Below are 20,837 nucleotides of genomic sequence, written 5' to 3' on the forward strand. Positions count from 1 at the left end.
ACTGCTTCAAATTGGAAGCAAGTACTTCGAGTTGGAAGCATCGGACGCGCTGGCTAGGCTGGCGACGTGACCTCGACACCACCGCCCCTCGATGCGACGCAGCTGGGCGCGTACTTCGCGCTGATCGAGGCGAGCAGCCTGCTGAAGCACTCCGTCGAGCAGCAGCTGCGCGAGGCCGGGGACCTCAGCTACGTCCAGTTCCAGCTCCTGGCGACCCTCGGGGACGCCCCGACGGGCAGCCGGCGGATGACCGACCTCGCCGACGGCGTCGTCTACAGCCGCAGCGGGCTGACCTACCAGGCCCAGGCGCTCGAGAAGCGGGGCCTCGTGACCCGCTCGCAGTCCGCGGACGACGAGCGCGGCGTCACCGTCACCATCACCGACGACGGGCGCGCCGTGCTCGCGGAGGTCTTCCCAGGCCACGTCGGCCTGCTCGACGACCTGCTGTTCGCCCCGCTGTCCCGCGCCGACGTCGAGACGCTCGCCGACATCCTCGGGCGCGCGCGCGACCACATGCGGAAGACGCCGCCGCGGTCGGCGGGGGCGCGGCGGCGTCGGAAGGCTGCGGTGACGGACGACTCGCGATGAGGTACACCGTCTCGATCGAGCGCCCCGGGCGTGGTTACGCCCGCGCCAGCGCCGAACGACCCGCGAAACGGCCCGACTCCCCCAGCTCCTCCTCGATCCGGATCAGCTGGTTGTACTTCGCCGTCCGGTCCGACCGTGACAGCGAGCCGGTCTTGATCTGACCGCAGCCGGTTGCCACCGCCAGGTCCGCGATGGTCGTGTCCTCGGTCTCGCCCGACCGGTGCGACATGACGACCGTCCAGCCGGCCTCGTGCGTGGTGGTCACCGTCGCGAGCGCCTCGGTCAGCGTGCCGATCTGGTTCACCTTGACCAGGACCGAGTTGGCGACGCCGGTCCGGATGCCCTCGCGGACCAGCGCCTCGTTCGTGCAGAAGACGTCGTCGCCGGTGAGCTGGCAGCGGTCCCCGACGCGGGCCGTGAGCGCGCGCCAGCCGTCCAGGTCGTTCTCGGCCATGGGGTCCTCGACGGACACCACCGGGTAGGCGTCGATGAGCCCAGCCAGGTAGTCGGCGTGCTCGGCGGGCGTACGGTGCACGCCCTCGCCCGCGTAGTCGTACACCCCGTCGCGGAAGAACTCCGACGACGCCGGGTCCATGACCAGCCCGACGTCCACGCCGGGCCGGTAGCCGGTGCGCTCGATCGCGGCCACCACGAAGTCGAGGGCCTCCTCGGCGGTCCGCAGCGCGGGGGCGAACCCGCCCTCGTCGCCGACGCCCGTGGAGTGGCCGGCCGCCAGCAGGTCGCGGCGCAGGGTGTGGAAGACCTCGCTGCCCATGCGGACCGCCTCGGCGAAGGTGTCCGCGCCCAGCGGCGCGATCATGAACTCCTGGAAGTCCAGCGGGTTGTCGGCGTGGGCGCCGCCGTTGACGATGTTCATCATCGGCAGCGGCAGCAGGTGTGCGGCGTCCCCGCCGAGGTAGCGGTAGAGGGGCTGGCCGTGGGCCACGGCGGCGGCCTTGGCGGTGGCCAGCGAGACGCCGAGGATGGCGTTGGCACCGAGCCGCGACTTCGTGGCCGTGCCGTCGAGCTCGATCAGGGCGGCGTCGAGGCCGGCCTGGTCCGCCGCGTCCCGGCCGCGCACCGCTGCCGCGATCTCGCCGTTGACGTGGCCGACGGCGCGGTCCACGCCCTTCCCGTGCCAGCGCGCGGGGTCGCCGTCGCGCAGCTCCAGGGCCTCCCGGGCACCGGTCGAGGCGCCCGAGGGAACCATCGCGCGCCCCAGGGATCCATCCGTCAGCACGACGTCGACCTCGACCGTCGGGTTGCCCCGGCTGTCGAGGACCCGACGGGCTCGCACCGTCTCGATCGCGGCGCTGACGGTTCCGGCTGTTGTTGCGGACATGGGAGTCCTTCCCGTTGTCGTGTGCCGGGCACGGCTGCGACGACGCTGGCGCTGAGCCCGACAGCGCCAAACCATACAGCAAGACTGTGCAGTTTAGGTGTACAGGTTAGGTGCACAGTTCTCCTGGGGACCGAAAAGGTAAACTGACCTGTGCCCACCCCGGAGTCAGCCGCCACCGCCGCCGAGCTGCGTACCGCGATGGGCAAGCTCACCCGGCGCGTCAAGCACGAGGACCGCATCCCGCTCGGCCAGATCGCGGTGCTCGGCGCGCTCGATCGCGACGGCGCCATGACCACCAGCGACCTCGCCGCCGACCAGCGTGTACGCCCGCAGTCGATGGCCCGCGTCGTCGGACTGCTGATGGAGCAAGGCCTGATCACCCGCCGGGCGCACCCGACGGACGGCCGCAAGTCACTGGCCGAGCTGACCGACGCCGGCCGCGCCGCACTCGAGGCGGAGCGCGGCCGCAGGGCGGGCTGGCTGGCGCAGGCCATCGAGGCCGAGCTCACGGACGAGGAGCAGGCGGTACTGGCCCGGAGCGCGGCTCTGCTGGAGCGGCTGGCGACGCACTAGCGGTCGGTGACCACCTTGTCGTCGACCGCGGGACCACGGATGGTCAGGCCCCGGGCCGGGTACTGAACGGCGACGAGGGCATGGGAAACGCCCGCGCCGACGGTGACCGCCTCACCGGCCGCCACCGTGACCCGCGATCCGGCGACCTCCAGCTCGATGGCGCCCTCGATCACGACGTAGACCTCGTCACTCGTCCGGTGAAGGTGGGTCCCGTCGTCACTGAAGGGCTCGTCGACGCGCCAGTGCAGGACCTGGATCCGATCGGAGCGGAAGCCGTCGTCCGACGGCGGCTGCGGGCCGGCGATCACCGTGAGGCGACCGTCGAGGGAGATCCTGCTGTACGACATCCGGGCAGTCTGGCAGGGTGCCGACCCAGCCCCAGAGGCTCCCGAATGGTCAGCACACACTGTATGGTCAGCCCATGCTGACCATAGCCTCGCGCCTGGACGTGCTGAACCGACTGGGCCGCGCGATGGCCGACCCGACCCGTTCCCGCATCCTGCTCTCCCTCCTGGACGCACCCGGGTACCCGGCGCAGCTCTCCCGCGACCTGGGTCTGACCCGCTCGAACGTGTCGAACCACCTGGCGTGCCTGCGCGGGTGCGGCATCGTCGTCGCCACGCCGGAGGGTCGCCAGACCCGGTACGAGATCGCCGACCCGCACCTGACCCGCGCGATCGGCGAGCTGGTCAAGACCGTCCTCGCGGTCGACGACGGCGCCCCGTGCGCGGACGAGAACTGCGACGTCCCGCTGTGCTGCGGGCCGGGGGCGGAGACCGTGCCTGACGCTGCTGCCGAGGCTGCGGCCGAGCTCGGGCGCGAGGCCCGGGAGGTGCTGCGGTGAACGACATCTGCTGTGGCCCCGATCCCCAGGAGACTCCTCGGCAGCACGGGCCCGCGCTCCCCGTCCGCGACGTCTCCGGCCGGCCCGGCCCGGGCGACGACGAGCACCATGACGAGCACGACGACCACGGGCACGGCGACGAGGACGCAGGCCCCTGGTGGCGTGACCCGGGCATGCTGCTCCCGATCGCCTCCGGCGTGTTCCTTGCGGTGGGCTACACCCTGGAGCGGGCCGGCGTCACGACCGCCTCCGTCGTCGTGCTCGCCCTGTCCCTGCTGGCCGGGGCCTGGACCTTCGTCCCCGGGGCGATCCTGCGGCTGGTGCGCGGGCGCCTCGGCGTGAGCCTGCTGATGACGATCGCCGCCGTCGGCGCGGTGCTGCTCGGGCATGTCGGTGAGGCCGCCGCACTGGCCTTCCTGTTCTCCATCGCCGAGGCCTTGGAGGACCGGGCGATGGACCGCGCCCGCGACGGGCTGCGGGCGCTGCTGTCCCTGATCCCGCAGACGGCGACCATCTCCCGGCTGTCCGGGGAGAAGACCATCCCCGCCGCCGACCTGCAGGAGCTGGACATCCTGGTGGTGCGGCCCGGCGAGCGGGTCGCGACCGACGGCGTGGTCGTGACCGGAACGAGCAGCATCGACACCTCCGCGATCACCGGCGAGTCCATCCCGGTCGAGGTCGGTCCGGGGGACGTCGTCCCCGCCGGTTCGATCAACGGGCGCGGCGCACTGCAGATCGAGGCCACGGCGGCCGGCCGGGACAACTCGCTGACCACCATCGTCCACCTGGTCGAGCAGGCCCACGCCCGCAAGGGCGAGCGCGCCCGCCTGGCCGACCGGATCGCCAGGCCGCTCGTCCCGGCCGTCCTCGTGCTCGCGGCACTGGTCGTCATCTTCGGGTTCATCGTGGGCGACCCCGCACTGTGGACCGAACGTGCGCTCGTCGTGCTCGTGGCCGCCTCGCCGTGCGCGCTGGCCATCGCGGTACCGGTCACCGTGATCTCGGCGATCGGGTCGGCCAGCCGGTTCGGCGTGGTCATCAGGTCCGGGCAGGCCTTCGAGCAGCTCGGCACGGTCCGGACCGTCGCCTTCGACAAGACCGGAACCTTGACGCGCGGCAAGCCCGAGGTCGTCGCGGTCGAGACGACCGGGGAGCACGACCGGGATCAGGTGCTCGCCGTGGCCGCCGGCCTGGAGGCGCACAGCACCCACCCTCTGGCCGCCGCGATCGTCGCCGCCGCGCCCGAGGCCGCCCGGCTCACCGAGGTCACCGAGCACCCCGGCCAGGGCATCACCGGGTTCCTGGGCGACGACGCGGGCACGCCCGCGAGCGCCGGGACGTCCCGCGCCCGCCCGGTCCGGGTCGGCTCACCCCGCTGGGTCCCGCCCGGCCCCCTGGACGAGGCGGCACGTGACCTGGAGACCCAGGGCATGACCGTCGCGGTCGTCGAGTTCGACGGTGCGCCCGCCGGCGTCATCGGCATCCGGGACGAGCTCAGGCCCGAGGCGGCCGAGGCCGTCCGCGACCTCGCCGCCGCGGGCTTCGAGATTGTCATGCTCACCGGCGACAACAAGCGCACGGCACGAGCCCTGGCCGCCCAGGCCGGCATCACGGACGTGCGCGCCGAGCTCCTGCCCGCCGACAAGGCGAGCGCGATCGAGGCCTACGGCACACGCCGCCCCACCGCGATGATCGGCGACGGCATCAACGACGCCCCCGCCCTGGCCGCGGCCGACGTCGGCATCGCGATGGGCGTGACCGGGTCCGACGCCGCCATCGAGTCCGCGTCGGTCGCGTTCACCGGCACGGACCTGCGCCTCATCCCCCGGGCCATGCTCCACGCCCGCCGGGGCCGGGCGATCATGACCGGAAACATCGGGCTGTCGCTCGCGATCATCGTGGTGCTGCTGCCGCTCGCACTGTTCGGCGTGCTCGGCCTGGCCGGCGTCGTGCTGGTGCACGAGGTCGCCGAGGTCGTGGTCATCCTCAACGGCATCCGCGCGGCCCGGCGGCCTCGCACCATCGCTGGTGACCTGCCGAGTCCCGCTGGGCTATATTGATGGATATCAACATAGACGGATGTCGATACAGTCGGAGGTCGGGATGACCGCTCTCACGCCGTCGAGCACGCGCGGGCTGGAGTCGCACGCCATCGGCATGGACGCGGCGACCGCCGTGGCAGCAACGCTCAAGGCTCTCGCCGACCCGCTGCGGCTGCGGATGCTGTCCGCCATCGCGACCAGCCCGGCGGCGGAGGTGACCGTCGGTGAGCTGGCGACGCTGACCGAGGTGTCCCAGCCCACGGTGTCCCATCACCTCCGGGTGCTGCGCGAGAGCGGCCTGCTGGCTGCCGATCGGCGCGGGACCTCGGTCTGGTACCACATCGAGCCGAGCTGTCGCGGCGCGCTGAACACGTTGCTGGACCGGTTCGCCCCGGCCGCGATCGGCGCGGTGGCGGCGCCGCACCTGACCGGGCTGACGAACGTCGAGCCCGCCCTGGACCACCTGGCCGCATCCCTGGCCGAACGGTTCCCGGCCACGCCTCCCAGCGAGTGCGTGCGGGTGGTCCGCGAGTCGTACACGGCCCTGGCCCGTCGCGGTGGCGAGCCCACCCACCTGGTCCCGCTCACCGAGCACTTCGCGCGTCAGCGGATCATGGACGCCGAGCGCGCCCGAGCGCTCGAGGCGGAACGTCCTCGACCGCAGGTGCTGTTCGTGTGCGTGGCCAACGCCGGGCGGTCACAGCTCGCCGCCGCTCTGATGCGGCACTACGCGGGAGACCGCGTGGTGGTCCGCTCGGCGGGTTCGGCACCGGCGTCCGACGTGCACGCGAACATCCGTCTGCTCCTGGAGGAGATGGGTGATGCCGCCGCGGCCGACGAGGTGGACGACATGACGCGGTTCTACCCCAAGCCCCTGACCGACGACGCGGTCCGCGCGGCCGACGTCGTGGTGACGATGGGCTGCGGCGACGTCTGCCCGGTGCTGCCCGGCACACGGTACGAGGACTGGCTGGTGGGCGATCCCGCCCTCGCCTCTCCGGCGGGCGTGGCCGCGATCCGCGACGAGCTGGACGAGCGCGTCCGCACCCTGCTGGCCGAGCTCCTCCCCGAAGCAGCCTGATCCGGTCGACCCGACCACGCACCGCACGAAGAACTGGAGCGCACCATGACCACTACCGAGCCCAAGCCGTCCGCCTTGTTCGTCTGCGTGCACAACGCGGGCCGCTCCCAGATGGCCGCCGGGTTCCTGCGGGAGCTGTCCGGCGGGGCCGTCGACGTCCGCTCGGCCGGGTCGATGCCCGCCGAGATGATCAACCCCACCGCCGTCGAGGCCATGCTGGAGAAGGGCATCGACATCCGCGCCGAGCAGCCGAAGATCCTGACCGTCGAGGCCGTCGAGGCGTCGGATGCCGTGATCACGATGGGGTGCGGCGACGCGTGCCCGTACTACCCGGGCAAGAACTACCAGGACTGGGAGCTGGAGGACCCGGCCGGCCAGGGCATCGAGGCGGTGCGTCCCATCCGCGACGAGATCGAGCGGCGCGTGCGTGGTCTGCTGACCGAGCTCGGCGTGGAACCGGTCGCGTGACCCGGGACGCCCCGACGCTCGACGTGCAGCGGACCGAACCAGAACGTCCGGCGACGGACCGAGCGTCACGGCCGGCCCTGTGGCGGCGGGCCTTCGCCGAAGCCCTGGGCACCGGGCTGCTGGTGGCGGTCGTCGTCGGTTCCGGTGTGGCCGCGCAGAGGCTCTCACCGGACGACCTCGGGCTGCAGCTCCTGGAGAACAGCCTGGCCACGACGCTGGGGCTCGCGGTCCTGATCGCGGTGCTGGGTCCGGTCAGTGGCGCGCACCTCAACCCGGTGGTCACGGCCGTCGACTGGTTCACGGGCCGACGCGATGGTTCCGGGATACGCGCCGGCGAGGGCGGCGCCTACCTGGGGGCACAGGTCGGCGGCGCCATCGGTGGGGCCGTGCTGGCCAACGCGATGTTCGGTGTCCCGGCCGGCCTGTCCGGCACCCAGCGTGCGACCGGCCCGCACCTGCTGGCCGAGGTCGTCGCGACCGCCGGGCTCGTCCTGGTGATCCTGGGACTGCTGCGGTCCGGGCGGTCCGGCTGGGTCCCGGCCGCCGTGGGTGCCTACATCGGCGCGGCCTACTGGTTCACCTCCTCGACGTCGTTCGCCAACCCGGCCGTGACCGTCGGGCGCATGTTCACCGACACGTTCGCCGGGATCTCACCCGGCTCCGTCCTGCCGTTCGTCGCCGCCCAGGTGGTCGGCGGCGTGCTGGGCGTGCTGATCACTGCGGCTCTGTACCGACCGAAGGAAGCACCATGAGCACCTCGCCGTCCCTGAAGATCGTCGTCGTCGGATCCGTCGCGGCGGGCACCTCGGCCGCCGCGAAGGCTCGCCGCAACGACGAGTCCGCCCGCATCACGGTGTACGAACGCGACCACGACATCTCCTACTCCGGCTGCGGACTGCCGTACTTCGTGGGCGGGGAGGTCGAGACCATCGACGAGCTGACGCCGCGCGACGCCGCGTGGTTCAAGGCCCGGTACGACGTCGAGGTCCGCACCGGCCACGAGGTCACCGACGTGGATGTCACCACCCGCACCGTGACCGTGCGGGACCTGGCGACCGGCAGCACGTTCGAGGACCCCTACGACGAGCTGGTCCTGGCGACCGGTGTGCGCAGCGTCGTCCCACCGTTGGCCGGGGTGGACCTGCCGGGGGTGTTCACCGTCCGCAGCCCGTCCGACGCCCGCGCGATCCGAGGCTGGATCGAGCAGCGCAAGGCACGCCGTGCCGTCGTGGTCGGCGCCGGGTACATCGGACTCGAGATGACCGAGCAGCTCACCGAGCGCGGCATCGCGGTGACGGTGGTCGAGGCGCTGGAGCACGCCATGCCCCGCATGGACGCGGACATGTCCGCGCGCGTGGACGCCGAGCTGCGCCGCAACGACGTCGACCTGCGCCTGGCCACGCGCGTGTCCGCGATCGAGGGCGACCACGACGGCGTCACGGGTGTGCGTGTGGGCTCGCCCGAGGACGGCGAGACCGTCGCGGCCGATCTGGTGATCATGTCCGTGGGTGTGCGGCCCAACCTGGAGCTCGCGACGCAGGCCGGGGTGACGATCGGCCCGACGCACGCGATCGCCGTCGACCGGCAGGGACGCACGGACGTGCCGCACGTGTGGGCGGTCGGGGACGTCGCCGAGTCGTTCAACCTGATCACGGGCGAACCCGCCTGGGTGCCGCTTGGTTCCACGGCGAACAAGATGGGCCGCATCACCGGTGACGCGATCACGGGCGGCACGCTGGAGCATCGCGGCATCCTCGGCACCTCGATCGTGCGCGTGTTCGACCTCGGCGTGGCCCAGACCGGGCTGACCGAGGACCAGGCGCGCGCAGCGGGGTACGACGTCGAGGTGCTGCACAACATCAAGCCCGACCGGCCCGAGTACCTGGGCGGCAAGCCCCTGGTGATCAAGGCCGTCGCCGACCGAGCCACGGGCCGGCTGCTGGGGGCGCAGGCGATCGGCGCGTCCGGCGCGGACAAGCGCATCGACGTCCTGGCCACGGCAATCACCTACGGGGCGGACGTCGCCGACCTGTTCCACCTCGACCTGGCCTACTCCCCCACCTACGCCACCACGAAGGACCCGGTGCACTACACCGGCATGGCGCTGGACAACGCGATCCGTGGCACGGCCCCGCTGATCACTCCGGCCGAGCTGGACCGGCGTCGGGCGGACGGCGAGAAGATCCAGGTGGTGGACGTGCGCTCGGCCAAGGACCGCGCCAAGGGCGTCGTGGCCGGCTCGGTCCACCTGCCGCTCAAGGAGCTACGGGCCAGGGCGGGCGAGCTGGACCGGGACGTGCTGGTCGTGACGTACTGCAACAAGGGCGTCACCGGGAACGCGGGGCAGAACCTGCTGCGCAACCTCGGGTTCGCGCAGGTCTACAACCTGTCGGGCGGGAACCAGAACTACCAGGCCTGGGCTGCCGCCCAGAGGCTGGGCCGCTCATGACAGAAGGGCGCGAGCCGGTTCCCGGCTCGCGCCCTTCTCACCAGCTGGCTGTCACTCGTCGCCGGAGCGGCCGTGCTCGACGCCGGTCGCGAACCCGACCTTCACCGGCTCGGGCGTGGAGCCGCAGCCCGATGCCCCCTCGGACGTCGAGCCGCAACCGCCTGCTGCCTCCGCGGGCGCACCCAGACCGAGGGTCACCGCCTGCGGGCCGGACGGCGTCGCGCAGCACCCGCCGCCCGACGCGCCCGCCAGCGCGAGAGCGTCCGAGGAGACCACGCCGTCCTCGTCCGCGGCGAACGCCAGGTCGGACGAGCACACGCCCGTGGCGGGCAGGTTCAGCTCGACGGAGTCGGCCGCGGCCCGGTCACCGGCCAGCGCCGCGACCACGGACCGGACCTGCTCGTAGCCGGTGGCGAGCAGGAACGTGGGCGCCCGGCCGTAGGACTTCATGCCGACCAGGTAGAAGTCCGCGTCCGGGTGGGCCAGGTCGATCTCGCCGTGCGCGGGGACGGTGCCGCAGGAGTGGTGGTTCGGGTCGATCAGCGGGGCGATGGCCCGGGGCGCCTCGACCACCGGGTCCAGGTCCAGGCGGACCTCGCGCAGCATGTCCAGGTCGGGCCGGAAGCCGGTGGCGTTGACGATCGTGTCCACGGTCAGGTCGAGGTCGACGTCTGCGCCCTCTCGCCGCGCCGTGCCGAGCACCCGGACGCCGTCCGACGGCGTCGCCGGCTCCAACCGGTCGATGGCCACCCGGGTCAGCAGCTCGACCTGCCCCGCCTCGACGGCGTCGCGCAGACGGGTGCCGAGCAGCCCACGGGCCGGAAGCTGGTCGTCGGAACCGCCGCCGTACAGGCGGCGCGGGGAACCGCCGCGGATGGCCCAGACGATCCGCGTGCCAGGTTCGTCGCCCGCCAGCTCGACCAGGCTGAGCAGAGTGTTCGCCGCGGAGTGGCCCATACCCACCACCAGGGCGGTGCGGCCCGCGAAACGCTCGCGGGCGCCGCCGAGCACGTCGGGGAGCGCGCCGGTCAGGTGCCCGGCCGCCGCACCCTCGCCGATGACCGGCAGCCCGGACAGTCCGAGCGGGTTCGGGGTGCCGAACGTGCCGGAGGCGTCGATGACCGCCCGCGCCCGGACCTCGCGCACCTGCTCGCCGGCGGCGTAGCGCACCAGGTACGGGCGACGCTCACGCCCGAGCGACCGCGACCGGTCGGCACCGTCCCGGGTGACGTCGGTGACGCGGGCCCCGTACCGGAGGCGGTCCCCGAGGACGCCGGCCAGCGGCGTCAGGTAGTTCTCCACCAGGTCGCGGCCGGTGGGCAGGGCGTCCGGGTTCGGCTCGACCCAGCCTGTGCCGGCCAGGAGGCGGCGGGCGGCGGCGTCGATGTCGTACTGCCACGGGGAGAACAGGCGCACGTGACCCCACGACGCGACGGCTGCCGCCGGGCCCTCGCCGGCTTCCAGCACCAGTGGTTCCAGGCCTCGCTCCACCAGGTGCGCCGCGGCGGCGAGGCCCACGGGCCCGGCGCCGATGACGATGACCGGGAGTCCCTCGCGTGGCGTCTCTGACATGGCAACTCTCCTCAGATCGAAGATCCTCGATGCGTGAACACGAGCAACATATCCATATTCTTCGATGCGTGGCAAGATGGGTGCATGGCCACCGCTCTCGCACTGACAGACGTTTCGCGCATCAAGCCGGTCGACGCCTCAGGTGCGTGCTGCGCTCCCCTGGTGCGTGAGGCGGCGGACCTCGAGTCCGCGGCGGAGATCGCGCGCGTGTTCAAGGCACTGAGCGACCCGACGCGGGTACGCCTGCTGTCGGTCATCGCCGCGCACGACGGTGGCGAGGCGTGCGTCTGCGACCTGACCGAGCCGGTCGGGCTCTCTCAGCCCACGGTGAGCCACCACCTCAAGCTCATGGTCGACGCCGGTCTGCTCACCCGCGACCAGCGGGGCAAGTGGGCGTACTACTCGGTGGTGCCGGGTGCGCTGAACCGGCTCGGCGTGCTGCTCACGGAGGCGACGAGCTAACGAGTGACCGGGACCGGGTCAGAGAATCCGGTTGCCGACTGCGGTGCTGGGCCGGCGCATGGTCCACAAGGGCGGGGCTCCCCGATAGAGCTCGTCGAGCGCTTCGATGACCTCGAACCCGTGTCGCTCGTAGAACCGGACGTTCTCGGGTGTGCTCGTCTGCAGGGTGACCGTATGCCCGCGGCGGTCGGCCTGCTTGAGACCGTCGCGCAGGAGAGCGCTGCCGATGCCGGCACCTTGGTGCTCGGGGTGCACCACGAGGGTGGCGAGGAACCACTCCACGTCGCGCGGGATCGACCGGCCGATCGAGATGTACATGTTGGAGAGCCTCGGCCAGTCGTCGCCGGCACTGCGCGCGAGCCTGCGCATGGCACGGAACCTGCGGGCATTGGGCAGATCGTGCTCGCCGTCCCAGACATTGCTCCAGAAGGCCAACCCGACGATCCGGCCTTCATGTTCGGCAAGCCGTGCGTCGTCCGACGGCGCAATCGTGCGCAGCTGCGCACGGAGCAGGATCGTGTGCGGGAGATGCCTGCGCTGAGGGTCCAGAACCACATGGCTCCATATCGGGTCGTCAGCGAATGCGGCAGCTGCGACCGCCGCGACCTCCTTGCTCTGCCGCGGCTTGAAGTTGGTGATCCTCACGGCCCCGGAGCGTATCGGGGATTGCCGCAATGAGGTGGCGGGCCGGGGCGGGATCCGGAAGACGCCTCCTGGGCAACGAAGAAACCCCGCCTGACCGGAGCATCTGCCCTGGTCAAGCGGGGTTTCCGTCTGTGGAGCTAGGGGGATTCGAACCCCCGACCTTCTCATTGCGAACGAGACGCGCTACCAACTGCGCCATAGCCCCTCGGACTGCAGAAGACTAGCACTTCACCGCCCCGACTCCGCAACTTGATCGGGTGTCGCGCGGGTCACGAACGCGTGACTCGCGCGACACCGACCAGCAGGATCAGCCGGCAGGTCACCCCGCCGCCCGACGTCGGGCCAGGATCTCCTCGAGCGGCTGGCCCAGCGTCTCGGACTTCATGCGCGGCGGCTCGCCCCGCAGCAGCTCGTCCTCGGCCACGGCGTCGGCCGCCTTCGCGGCAGACCCGGCACCAGCAGCACCGGCCGCCGTCGTCCCCGGAACGACCGCAGAGGACGCACCAGCGCCCCCAGGGCGCCCCGAAGCACCCGCGGCCCCCTTGCCCGACGAACCCGCCGGCAACGCCGCAGGCTGCCGCTGGGGCGCCTTGGGCTTGGTCACGTACGTGGGCAGCGGGACGGGCACCGGGTCCCAGGCGCGCCCGCTCGGCGGCTCGGCGCCCGCCGTGGGCGCGTCCGGGGCAGCGGTGCCAGAAGACACCTCGTCCACTACATCCGCCGCGACCTCGATGACCTTGGGCTTCTCCGGACCGTCGAGGATCTCGTCGAGCACGTTCTTGCCGCCCACGCGCGGGATCGCCTGCGTCTGCGTGTCCGAACCGCGGGCGGCCAGGCCGACCACCTGCGCGCGGTTGCGCGGGGCGTACGGGCCGCCGTTGGCGAGGGCACGGGCCTGCGTCGCGCGCTGCCGGGCGGCGCGCACGGTCGCGTGCCAGCGGGCGTCCGCCCGACGGGCCGCTCGGGCCGCGCGGCGCCCCAGGAACAGGACGAACAGCAGCATGGCCGACGTCGTGACGGCAGCGCCCCAGTGCAGCTGATCGAAGCCGACCAGCGCCCACGCGACCATGCTGGCCACCAGCAGGAAGATCGACACGATGAAACGACGGCGCGCCCGCGCGGCCCGCCGCGCGCGGCGCTCCACCCTGCGGATGCGCTCCGCCGTCAGCGGGCGACCCCGCACCATGATCTGCAGCGGGAGGCCCTGCCGCTGGGTCGGGTGGGCGACGCGCGGCACGCCCTGGCCGCTACCTCGCCGGTTGCCGTCGTTGACCATCGCCCCTCCTCTCCTACCCGAGCCGCTCATCGCGACGATGCGCAGCCCTCCTGAAAACCGGTCCGGCACCCGCGCGTCGGCGAGCTCCGCCCGGCGACGCACCATGCTCGGCATCCAGTAGCCCAGCCACAGGACGAACAGCGCTACGGCTGTGAGTCCCGCGGTCGATTCCACGACACGACGTTAGGCGAGCATCGGCACGCCCGGCCGCAGCGCGTACGGCGTGTCCCACCGTTACAACGCCTCACGCGTGCGCTGCCAGCGGGCCAGCAGTCCCTCCGGGACCTCCTCGCGGGTCACCGCGAAGGTGCGGTGGTCGCGCCACTGCCCCTGGATGTGCAGGAACCGCTCGCGCACGCCCTCGTCCCGCAGGCCGAGCTTCTCGACGACCCGCAGGCTGGGCTTGTTCTCGGGCCGGATGTTGATCTCGATGCGATGCAGGCCCAGGAAGAAGGCGTAGTCCGTTGCCATCGCGACCCCTGTGGGGATGACGCCGCGGCCGGCCACGCTCTGGCTCACCCAGTAGCCGATGCTCGCGGAGCACATGGAGCCCCAGGTGATGGACGCGACCGTCAGCTGGCCCACGAGGGCGCCGTCGAGCTCCACGCCGAACGGGAGCGACGTCCCCGCGCGAGCCTGCGCCGAGAGGGACCGCACGTACTCGCCGAACGTGGAGGCGATGTACCGGTTCGCGCCGGGCGACGTCGCCTCCCAGCGCTCGAGCCAGGCCGCGTTCTCGGCCCGCAGGCGCGACCAGTCGGTCGCGTCCCGGCGCCGGAGCGGGCGCAGCACGACAGTCCCCGACGGCGTGTCCTCACGCAGCGTCACCGGCCATGGCTTGGCCACCGTCCACCCCTTCACAAACTTACCTGTGGTGCCTTCCGGCACGTCCGATTTACTCGACGGCAACATCGTTCGCCCCCTGCCACGTCCCATGACGATTCCCCCGCTGGAGGAGGGTCTACCACGCTCGGTGGCCTGTGACCCGTCGAGCAGCCGCTCGGTCATGTTCTCGCCTTCTTCGTACGCTGTTCGTAACAATCCAGTCTCGGAGTCTTGGCACAATAGCGGTCATGAGCGGCATCTCTGTTCCGACGCCACAGCCCTACCCCGTGCAACCCGGGATGGAGACGGGCGACGCCAAGGAGGAGCTGCGTCGCGCGATCCGCGCCCAGCGTGGTCTCCGGTCCGTCCGACGCCGGGCGGAGGCCGCCGAGATGCTCGCCGACGTCATCGAGTCCATCCCCGAGGTGCGCGACGCCGGATGCGTCGCGGCGTACGCGGCCCGCAGCGCTGAACCCGGCATGCTGCCCCTCCTGGAGCGTCTCTCGGACCGTGGCGTCCGCGCGCTGCTCCCCGTGCTCGGGGCCGGCCTGGCCCGCGACTGGGCGGACTACACCGGCCCGGACGATCTGCTGGAGCGGGCGCCCGGACGGCCGCCCGAGCCCGGCGGCCCCGCGCTGGGCACCGACGCCGTCAAGCTGGCCGACGTCGTCCTGGCACCCGCCCTCGCCGTCGACACCCGCGGGGTGCGGCTCGGCCAGGGTGGCGGCTGGTACGACCGCGCGCTGACCCACCTGCGGCCGGGCGCGAAGGTCGTCGCCGTCGTCTTCCCCGAGGAGGTGTACGACGCCACGGACCACCCGCTTCCTCGCGAGGAGCACGACATCCTGGTCCACGCCGTCGCCACCACCACCGACTGGCGCTGGCTGGGCTGACCCGAAGCGCCACCGCCCCGCCGGCCGGGACGCCCCATCGGTCGAGCCGGTTCGCCGGTCGAGCTCGGCGAGACCTGGTGGGGCCTCGACGAGCTCGACCGACGGGGTGGCTCGCACGACGGATCGACTCGACCGACGGGGCGGCGTGACCGGCGACGCCCTAAGGCGTCAGGATCTGCTCGTCCTCGGCTGCTCCCTCGACGGCGTCCGTGGTGAACGGCCAGGGGAACGTCTCCCCCGCCGCCCAGGCGCCGAGCTGGTCGTCGTAGTGCGGCGATCCCGGGTGCGCCGACGCGCCGGTCACGACCACCCAGGTGGAGGCGTCCAGGTCGGCGAGGTCCACGACCATGCGCATCGACGGGCCGCTCGTCACGTCGAAGCTGCCGCTGGCGGCGTCGAAGGAGGTGGCGTTCACGATCGACGACCCACCGCCGACCTTGACCGGCGCCGGGTTCATGTACGCCGCGATCGGGGCCGGGATGCCGGGGCCGCCGAGCACCAGGTGCTCCAGCCGGAGCTGGTGCAGCGTGCCCCACTCCCAGTCGCTGGTGTCCTTGCCGATCTCGACGGTGAGATCCTGGCGGGCGCTGATCAGCGCCTGCGTCAGCACCTCGTCCCGGCTCTCGACGACGGACACCGTGGACTGGTCGTCCCAGAAGGGGTTGTCCGGTTCGCCGAGCATGCCCTGGATGACGGCGAGCCAGCGGCTGCCGCCGTCGGGCCACATGGCCTCGGGCAGCTCGTCGTGGAACGTGATCCGCAGCAGGTTGCGCCACGCTGCCGCGAAGTAGGCGGCGGCAGCGGAGTCGGCGTCCATGGACCTGTCCCAGTCGGCCAGGAGCGCCTGGCCGTCCGAGTCGTAGCCGGCGGGGAGGTCCACCTCGACCAGCACGGGCACCAGGACGTCGGCGAACCTGCTCCACTGGTCCATCTGGAACTCGGACATGTCGGCGGCCGTCAGCTTGCGGCCCTCCGCGATGCGGTCGCTGATCAAGGTCCGGATGCGCTCCGACCGGTACCCGTAGTCCCAGTCGCGACTGAGGAACGGCCCGTCGTTACCGGGCAGAACGGCCTGGTTGGCAGCGACGATGAAGCCTTCCTTCGGGTCCACCACGCCGGGCATCTGCGCCGGGTCCACGTAGCCGGTCCAGTCGTAGCGGGCGTCCCAGCCGGGTCGCGGCCAGGTGCCGTCCGACTCCACCGCGCCCGGGACGTTGGCGCGCACCGGGATCTTGCCCGGCGCCTGGTAGCCGATGTGCCCGTCCGTGGTGGCGAACACGATGTTCTGCGCCGGGACCTCGAACTTCGCGGCCGCCGCCTTCATGTCGGCGGGCGTCTTGGCGCGGTTCATCTCGAACACCGCGTCGGCGGTGTGCCCCGGCTGGAGCGCGGTCCACTGGAGCGAGATCTCGTACTGGGGGCGTTGCTCGGGGCCGATCTCGGTGGGCGCGTCGCGCACGGCGTCCATCTGCGTCTCGTCCATGACGGAGGAGATGATCGGGCCGTGCACGGTCCGCCGGACCTCGAGGTCGATGGGGCTGCCGCCGTCGACCCGGATCACCTCGGTCTCCGACTCCATCGGGACCCACTTGTTCGTGCCCCGCATGTACGTGTCGTTACGGACCCGCTCGATGAAGAAGTCGGTGACGTCGGCGCCCATGTTGGTCAGGCCCCAGGAGACGTCGGCGTTGTGGCCGATGATCACGCCGGGGAACCCGGAGAACGAGAACCCGGCGACGTCGTACGGGCACTCCGGGCCCACCTGGTTGCAGTGCAGACCGACCTGCGCCCAGATGCCGGGGGCCGCGAGCGCGAGGTGCGGGTCGTTGGCCAGCAGCGGCTTGCCCGACTTCGTGTACTGCCCCGAGACCACCCACGAGTTGGAGCCGGTGCCCTCACCACGCGCGATCTGCACGGGCACGGCGTCGAGCGCCTTCTGCGCCGACTCGAGGGCGTCGGCCAGGTGCGGGCTCTGGTAGACCTCCTGGGTGGCCGACGCCGTCTCGGTGCCGGCCGCGGCCGTCGACTGCGCGCCCGCCTCGGCGGCGTCGAGGATCGGTGCGTTGCCCGTGCCGGAGTACGCCGGGAACAGCTCGGCCACGCGCGACGCGTCGCCCAGCGTGCTGTAGGCCAGGGCACGGTCGAGCTCGTCGTCGTAGTTGCCGCGCAGGTCCCAGGCCATCGCCTTGAGCCACGCCAGCGAGTCGATCGGGCCCCACGGCTCGGGGTCGTTCACCTCGACGCTGACGTCGAGCACCGTGTACTCCACGGCGGTCTCGCCGGGGCTGCGGTCCGCGAGGTAGGCGTTGACGCCGTCCGCGTAGGCCTGGAGGTACTGCCGGGTCGTGTCGTCGAGGATGTTGAACTCCTCCTCGGCGACGTGCCGCCAGCCGAAGGTGCGCGTGACCATGTCGGCCTTGATCGCGTCCTCGTTGTTGCCGACGAGCTCGGCCAGGCGGCCCGCCGTCACGTGGCGGCGGTAGTCCATCTCGAAGAAGCGGTCCTGCGCGTGCACGTAACCCTGCGCGCGGAACAGGTCCTCGGCGGTGTCGGCGTAGATCTGCGGCACACCCTGGGCGTCGCGGCTCACCCGCACGTCCGAGCCCAGGCCCTCGACCTGGACCGACCCGGAGTACTCCGGCAGCGGACGGCGTCCGGTGAGCCATCCGAACGTCGTCACGGCGACCAGCGCCAGCACGACGACGACGGCTGTACCGACCAGGAACTGGCGGACGCGGGTGGTGCGAGTCCGACGGCGCTTGGCGGGCCGTGCACCGGCGGAGGGGACTTTTTCGACGGGCTCTACTGGCTCGGCGGGAGTGGTCGCGGACACGCAGTGGAGACTACCGTCCGCCCCAGGGCTTGGGTGAACGCGCAGGCGTGAACAGCCTCGGGAGATCCTGGGACTATCACCCGCCGCTCGACCGTTACTATTGGCACTCGGAAACCCCGAGTGCCAGGCCCCGGCCCTGTGAGCGTGCGACGCCCCGGCCGTCCTGACGTCCCAGAGGAGTGCACGTGCCCACCTATGCGTACCGGTGTGCCGACTGCGGCCACGCGTTCGACATCCACCAGGAGTTCACCGACGAGTCGCTGACCGTCTGCCCGGAGTGCCAGGGCAAGCTGCGCAAGGTGTTCAGCTCGGTGGGCGTCACGTTCAAGGGGTCGGGCTTCTACCGCACCGACTCGCGCAGCACCTCGACGAGCAGCACGGTGAAGGCCGCGACGTCGGAGTCGTCCTCGTCCTCCTCGTCGAGCGACTCCGGGTCGTCCTCGTCGAGCTCCTCCAGCTCGTCGAGCTCGACGAGCTCCTCGGGGTCGGCGTCCAGCGGCTCCAGCTCGTCGAAGGCTGCGTCGTCCTGACCTGATCCGCCGGCGTGCTGGGCTCACCCTCCGGGGCTCGGCAGTTGCCGCGCTCACGCCGGCGGCCCGGCATCAGCGGCGGCCGCGGGGCTGACGGCAACCTGCCGCATCCGGCCCGAGTAAGTCGTGCCGCGCACGGACCGGCACGCCTCACGTGACCACAGGCGTTCGAGCGCGACCACAGGCGGCTTTCTCCCGCTTTCGTGCACAGGTTGCCCGACGGCGGCCCCGTGCCCCCGGATCTGCTGCCTAGCGTCGGAGGCATGGGACTTCTCGACACTCTCGTCGCGCCGGCCGCGCGCCACGAGGCACCGCGCGGCACGGGCTCGCGCACGCCGTGGGGGCGGGCGGAGCCGCACGGCAGGCAGACACGACCGGGCCGGACGCCGCGGGCACGGCTCGCCGGGCTGGTGCCCCGGCCGGGCCGGCCCCGTTCACCGGGCCTCCGACGCGTGCGCCGCGTCCTGTGGCGCTGGCGCTTCGCCCTGGCCGCGGCACTGCTCGGGCTCGCCGCCGCGCTGGCGATACACCTCCTGCGCCCGCCGCCGCCCCCGACCGTCGACGTCGCCGTCACGGCCCGGCCTGTCGCGGCCGGAACCCAGCTCACCAGGGAAGACATCTCGGTGCGCGCCGTCGCCGCCGACCTGGCCCCGCCCGGCGCCCTGCACACTGCCCGCGCGCTGCTGGGCCGCGCCGCCGTCGTCGGGCTGCCCGCAGGCGCCCTGCTGCACACCACGCTCGTGTCCGACGACGGTGTCTCCGCCGCCGCTCCGCACGGCACGGTCGTGGTCCCGGTCCGCCTCGCCGACGGCGCCGTCGCCGCGCTGCTTCGTCCCGGGGACCGGGTCGACCTGCTGGCCGGGACGACGTCGGGCAGCGAACCGAGCGCCGAGCCCCGGTACCTCGCCCGCGCCGCGCTGGTGCTGCCTGTCCCCGCCGGCCGCGCGCCCAAGGAGTCCGGCGGGCTGCTCGGGTCGGTCCCGGAGGGCGAGGGATCCGTCACCCTGGTCGCGGTGCTGCCCGAGGACGCCCCGGACCTGTCGGCGGTCTCCGGGTGGGGATCGGTGACGGCGGTGCTGGTGCCGTCGTCGGGCCCGGCTCAAAGAACGGCCGATCAATGACGTGGTCCCTACGGCAGAATGCCGGGTCCGACATGCGCTGAACGGGATTTTCCACCACAATCTCGGTCGAGGTTCCGGCCCATGCCGACCCACACCAACTTGAGAGTCCCAGGGGGATCCATGCGCGACCTGTTCAACGGCTTCAAAGAATTCATCACGCGCGGCAACGTGCTCGACCTCGCGGTCGCCGTCGTCATCGGCGCCGCCTTCTCCGGGGTCATCAGCGGCCTCGTCGACGGCTTCATCATGCCGCTCATCGGGTGGCTCGTGGGCGCTCCCGACTTCACGTCGATCGCGTTCTCCGTCCCGAACTGGAAGGGCGAGGAGACCGTGTTCCAGATCGGCCTGTTCATCCAGGGCCTGATCATGTTCCTGCTGATCTCGGCGGCGATCTACTTCTTCGTGATCATGCCGGTCAAGAAGCTGAGCGAACTGCGCAGGAAGCCTGCCGAGGAGGAGGTCGTCGAGGAGGCCCTCGACGAGCAGACCGTGCTGCTGACCGAGATCCGCGACCTGCTGCGCGTCCAGGCCGGCTCGCAGTCGAACGCCTCGAACAACTGAGCCGGGCGGCCGACGCGGCGCCCCTTGACCTTGTGCACGGCACCACCCCGGCGCGGCGCATCGATCTGGCCGGCTGGCCGGCTGGCCGGCTGAGCGAAGCATCACCGACCGGTGCGCTCGCGCGAAACGATGGTCGGTAGAACGTCAGGTGGTCGGTAGCTCGAGCTGCCGACCACCTGACGTTCTACCGACCATCCGCCGTACTGCCGACCACGCGATCGGTGCCATCGCCGACGCGTCGGTCAGCCGCGCTGCGGCGGTCAGCCCCAGTGCGTCGGTCAGCCCCAGTGCGGCGGTCAGCCCCAGTGCGGCGGGACGTCGCGGCGGAGCTGCTCGTCGTTCGAGCCGTGGCCGGCCTCGGCACCGCCGCCGTCGGCACCCTCGCCCCAGCCCGCCGGGCGCTCGTCCGCGCTGACGCCGAGCACCACCTCACGCTCGGTCCCGCGCCGCACGGCGCGCCGCGGCCCCCGCCGCCGGGGCGTGGCGCCTGAGGGCGCAGGGTCGAGGCCGGCCTCGGCCGGTCGGTTCTCGGTCTCGCTCACCGCACCATTGTCGCCCCGGCCCGCGATCAGCCGGACGCGGCAGGCGCCGGCCCGGCCGCACGTACCCGCCCCGGCCCGCGATCAGTCCGACGCAGCACGCACGCACCCGCCCGCACGCACCCGCCCGGCCCGCGATCAGCCCAACGCGGCACGCACCCGCCCGCCCGGCCGCACGCACCCGCCCAACAAC

The 20,837-nt window shown here is 72.3% G+C and carries 21 protein-coding genes and 1 tRNA gene; 13 read left to right on the forward strand and 9 right to left on the reverse strand.

Annotated features, from left to right (window positions below):
• The first annotated feature begins 66 nt into the window (after positions 1-66).
• Positions 67-588, forward strand: coding sequence for a MarR family winged helix-turn-helix transcriptional regulator (locus ACH47X_RS13270; RefSeq protein ID WP_397404961.1), 522 nt, complete (start codon positions 67-69; stop codon positions 586-588).
• Between the two features lie 34 nt (positions 589-622).
• Here ACH47X_RS13270 and eno read toward each other — a convergent pair whose 3' ends face one another.
• The gene (gene eno / locus ACH47X_RS13275) at positions 623-1,930 is read right to left on the reverse strand and encodes a phosphopyruvate hydratase (protein WP_397404963.1); all 1,308 of its coding nucleotides are present in this window, start codon (positions 1,928-1,930) and stop codon (positions 623-625) included.
• Between the two features lie 150 nt (positions 1,931-2,080).
• Here eno and ACH47X_RS13280 point away from each other — a divergent pair, with 150 nt between their 5' ends.
• Positions 2,081-2,503: a MarR family winged helix-turn-helix transcriptional regulator gene (locus tag ACH47X_RS13280; protein ID WP_397404965.1), complete on the forward strand. Its 423-nt coding sequence runs from the start codon at positions 2,081-2,083 to the stop codon at positions 2,501-2,503.
• On the opposite strand, the gene ACH47X_RS13285 is transcribed toward ACH47X_RS13280, so the two are convergent.
• Positions 2,500-2,850, reverse strand: coding sequence for a cupin domain-containing protein (locus tag ACH47X_RS13285; protein WP_397404967.1), 351 nt, complete (start codon positions 2,848-2,850; stop codon positions 2,500-2,502). The two genes, ACH47X_RS13280 and ACH47X_RS13285, sit on opposite strands and share 4 nt — an antisense overlap.
• A 74-nt stretch (positions 2,851-2,924) precedes the next feature.
• Here ACH47X_RS13285 and cmtR point away from each other — a divergent pair, with 74 nt between their 5' ends.
• The 6 genes from cmtR to ACH47X_RS13315 are packed head-to-tail and all read left to right on the forward strand — an operon-like array spanning position 2,925 to position 9,387.
• Complete coding sequence (cmtR, locus tag ACH47X_RS13290) at positions 2,925-3,347, forward strand: Cd(II)/Pb(II)-sensing metalloregulatory transcriptional regulator CmtR (RefSeq protein WP_397404969.1); 423 nt, start codon at positions 2,925-2,927, stop codon at positions 3,345-3,347.
• Positions 3,344-5,407, forward strand: coding sequence for a heavy metal translocating P-type ATPase (locus ACH47X_RS13295; RefSeq protein ID WP_397404971.1), 2,064 nt, complete (start codon positions 3,344-3,346; stop codon positions 5,405-5,407). Before cmtR ends, ACH47X_RS13295 begins: the two co-directional genes overlap by 4 nt.
• A 43-nt stretch (positions 5,408-5,450) precedes the next feature.
• Positions 5,451-6,470, forward strand: coding sequence for a metalloregulator ArsR/SmtB family transcription factor (locus ACH47X_RS13300; RefSeq protein WP_397404973.1), 1,020 nt, complete (start codon positions 5,451-5,453; stop codon positions 6,468-6,470).
• 45 nt (positions 6,471-6,515) lie between these two features.
• Positions 6,516-6,938, forward strand: a complete 423-nt coding sequence (locus tag ACH47X_RS13305; protein ID WP_397404975.1) for an arsenate reductase ArsC — start codon at positions 6,516-6,518, stop codon at positions 6,936-6,938.
• Between the two features lie 23 nt (positions 6,939-6,961).
• Positions 6,962-7,690: an aquaporin gene (locus tag ACH47X_RS13310; RefSeq protein ID WP_397405140.1), complete on the forward strand. Its 729-nt coding sequence runs from the start codon at positions 6,962-6,964 to the stop codon at positions 7,688-7,690.
• On the forward strand, positions 7,687-9,387 hold the full coding sequence (locus ACH47X_RS13315; RefSeq protein WP_449582153.1) for an FAD-dependent oxidoreductase: 1,701 nt from the start codon (positions 7,687-7,689) through the stop codon (positions 9,385-9,387). The genes ACH47X_RS13310 and ACH47X_RS13315 overlap by 4 nt, the downstream gene beginning before the upstream one ends.
• A gap of 51 nt (positions 9,388-9,438) precedes the next feature.
• On the opposite strand, the gene ACH47X_RS13320 is transcribed toward ACH47X_RS13315, so the two are convergent.
• Entirely contained in the window at positions 9,439-10,959 is a 1,521-nt protein-coding gene (locus tag ACH47X_RS13320) for an FAD-dependent oxidoreductase (protein WP_397404977.1), read from the reverse strand.
• An 84-nt stretch (positions 10,960-11,043) separates the two neighbouring features.
• Between ACH47X_RS13320 and ACH47X_RS13325 the strand changes: the two genes are divergently transcribed.
• Positions 11,044-11,421, forward strand: coding sequence for an ArsR/SmtB family transcription factor (locus ACH47X_RS13325; RefSeq protein WP_397404979.1), 378 nt, complete (start codon positions 11,044-11,046; stop codon positions 11,419-11,421).
• Between the two features lie 18 nt (positions 11,422-11,439).
• Here ACH47X_RS13325 and ACH47X_RS13330 read toward each other — a convergent pair whose 3' ends face one another.
• The 4 genes from ACH47X_RS13330 to ACH47X_RS13345 form a co-directional block, all read right to left on the reverse strand.
• Positions 11,440-12,066, reverse strand: a complete 627-nt coding sequence (locus ACH47X_RS13330; protein ID WP_397404981.1) for a GNAT family N-acetyltransferase — start codon at positions 12,064-12,066, stop codon at positions 11,440-11,442.
• Positions 12,067-12,198: 132 nt separating this feature from the next.
• A tRNA-Ala gene (locus ACH47X_RS13335) sits at positions 12,199-12,271 on the reverse strand.
• Positions 12,272-12,385: 114 nt separating this feature from the next.
• Positions 12,386-13,516, reverse strand: a complete 1,131-nt coding sequence (locus ACH47X_RS13340; protein ID WP_397404983.1) for a hypothetical protein — start codon at positions 13,514-13,516, stop codon at positions 12,386-12,388.
• 60 nt (positions 13,517-13,576) lie between these two features.
• Positions 13,577-14,188 (reverse strand): GNAT family N-acetyltransferase, encoded by a 612-nt coding sequence (locus ACH47X_RS13345; RefSeq protein WP_026366007.1) that lies wholly within the window; start codon positions 14,186-14,188, stop codon positions 13,577-13,579.
• Between the two features lie 227 nt (positions 14,189-14,415).
• Here ACH47X_RS13345 and ACH47X_RS13350 point away from each other — a divergent pair, with 227 nt between their 5' ends.
• Positions 14,416-15,060 (forward strand): 5-formyltetrahydrofolate cyclo-ligase, encoded by a 645-nt coding sequence (locus ACH47X_RS13350; protein WP_397404985.1) that lies wholly within the window; start codon positions 14,416-14,418, stop codon positions 15,058-15,060.
• A gap of 160 nt (positions 15,061-15,220) precedes the next feature.
• Here the strand turns inward: ACH47X_RS13350 and ACH47X_RS13355 are convergent, their stop codons facing one another.
• Complete coding sequence (locus tag ACH47X_RS13355) at positions 15,221-17,758, reverse strand: penicillin acylase family protein (protein WP_397405143.1); 2,538 nt, start codon at positions 17,756-17,758, stop codon at positions 15,221-15,223.
• A gap of 320 nt (positions 17,759-18,078) precedes the next feature.
• On the opposite strand from ACH47X_RS13355, the gene ACH47X_RS13360 reads away from it, so the two are divergent.
• From ACH47X_RS13360 to mscL, 3 genes are all read left to right on the forward strand, one after another.
• Positions 18,079-18,423 carry an FmdB family zinc ribbon protein gene (locus ACH47X_RS13360; RefSeq protein WP_397404987.1) on the forward strand — a complete coding sequence of 115 codons (345 nt, stop codon included), beginning with the start codon at positions 18,079-18,081 and terminating at the stop codon, positions 18,421-18,423.
• Between the two features lie 263 nt (positions 18,424-18,686).
• Positions 18,687-19,544, forward strand: a complete 858-nt coding sequence (locus ACH47X_RS13365; protein WP_397404989.1) for an SAF domain-containing protein — start codon at positions 18,687-18,689, stop codon at positions 19,542-19,544.
• A 120-nt stretch (positions 19,545-19,664) separates the two neighbouring features.
• Complete coding sequence (gene mscL / locus ACH47X_RS13370; RefSeq protein ID WP_142040271.1) at positions 19,665-20,105, forward strand: large conductance mechanosensitive channel protein MscL; 441 nt, start codon at positions 19,665-19,667, stop codon at positions 20,103-20,105.
• A gap of 296 nt (positions 20,106-20,401) precedes the next feature.
• On the opposite strand, the gene ACH47X_RS13375 is transcribed toward mscL, so the two are convergent.
• Entirely contained in the window at positions 20,402-20,647 is a 246-nt protein-coding gene (locus ACH47X_RS13375; protein WP_397404992.1) for a hypothetical protein, read from the reverse strand.
• Positions 20,648-20,837: the final 190 nt, after the last annotated feature.

Origin of the sequence: Promicromonospora kroppenstedtii, assembly GCF_044389675.1 — a bacterium.
In the GTDB taxonomy this organism is placed as follows: domain Bacteria; phylum Actinomycetota; class Actinomycetes; order Actinomycetales; family Cellulomonadaceae; genus Promicromonospora; species Promicromonospora kroppenstedtii.

Coding starts and splice junctions, on each gene's coding strand:
- eno (WP_397404963.1), bottom strand. CDS start 1,930: ATGTCCGCAACAACAGCCGGAACCGTCAGCGCCGCGATCGAGACGGTG.
- ACH47X_RS13285 (WP_397404967.1), bottom strand. CDS start 2,850: ATGTCGTACAGCAGGATCTCCCTCGACGGTCGCCTCACGGTGATCGCC.
- cmtR (WP_397404969.1), top strand. CDS start 2,925: ATGCTGACCATAGCCTCGCGCCTGGACGTGCTGAACCGACTGGGCCGC.
- ACH47X_RS13300 (WP_397404973.1), top strand. CDS start 5,451: ATGACCGCTCTCACGCCGTCGAGCACGCGCGGGCTGGAGTCGCACGCC.
- ACH47X_RS13305 (WP_397404975.1), top strand. CDS start 6,516: ATGACCACTACCGAGCCCAAGCCGTCCGCCTTGTTCGTCTGCGTGCAC.
- ACH47X_RS13315 (WP_449582153.1), top strand. CDS start 7,687: ATGAGCACCTCGCCGTCCCTGAAGATCGTCGTCGTCGGATCCGTCGCG.
- ACH47X_RS13320 (WP_397404977.1), bottom strand. CDS start 10,959: ATGTCAGAGACGCCACGCGAGGGACTCCCGGTCATCGTCATCGGCGCC.
- ACH47X_RS13325 (WP_397404979.1), top strand. CDS start 11,044: ATGGCCACCGCTCTCGCACTGACAGACGTTTCGCGCATCAAGCCGGTC.
- ACH47X_RS13350 (WP_397404985.1), top strand. CDS start 14,416: ATGAGCGGCATCTCTGTTCCGACGCCACAGCCCTACCCCGTGCAACCC.
- ACH47X_RS13365 (WP_397404989.1), top strand. CDS start 18,687: ATGGGACTTCTCGACACTCTCGTCGCGCCGGCCGCGCGCCACGAGGCA.
- mscL (WP_142040271.1), top strand. CDS start 19,665: ATGCGCGACCTGTTCAACGGCTTCAAAGAATTCATCACGCGCGGCAAC.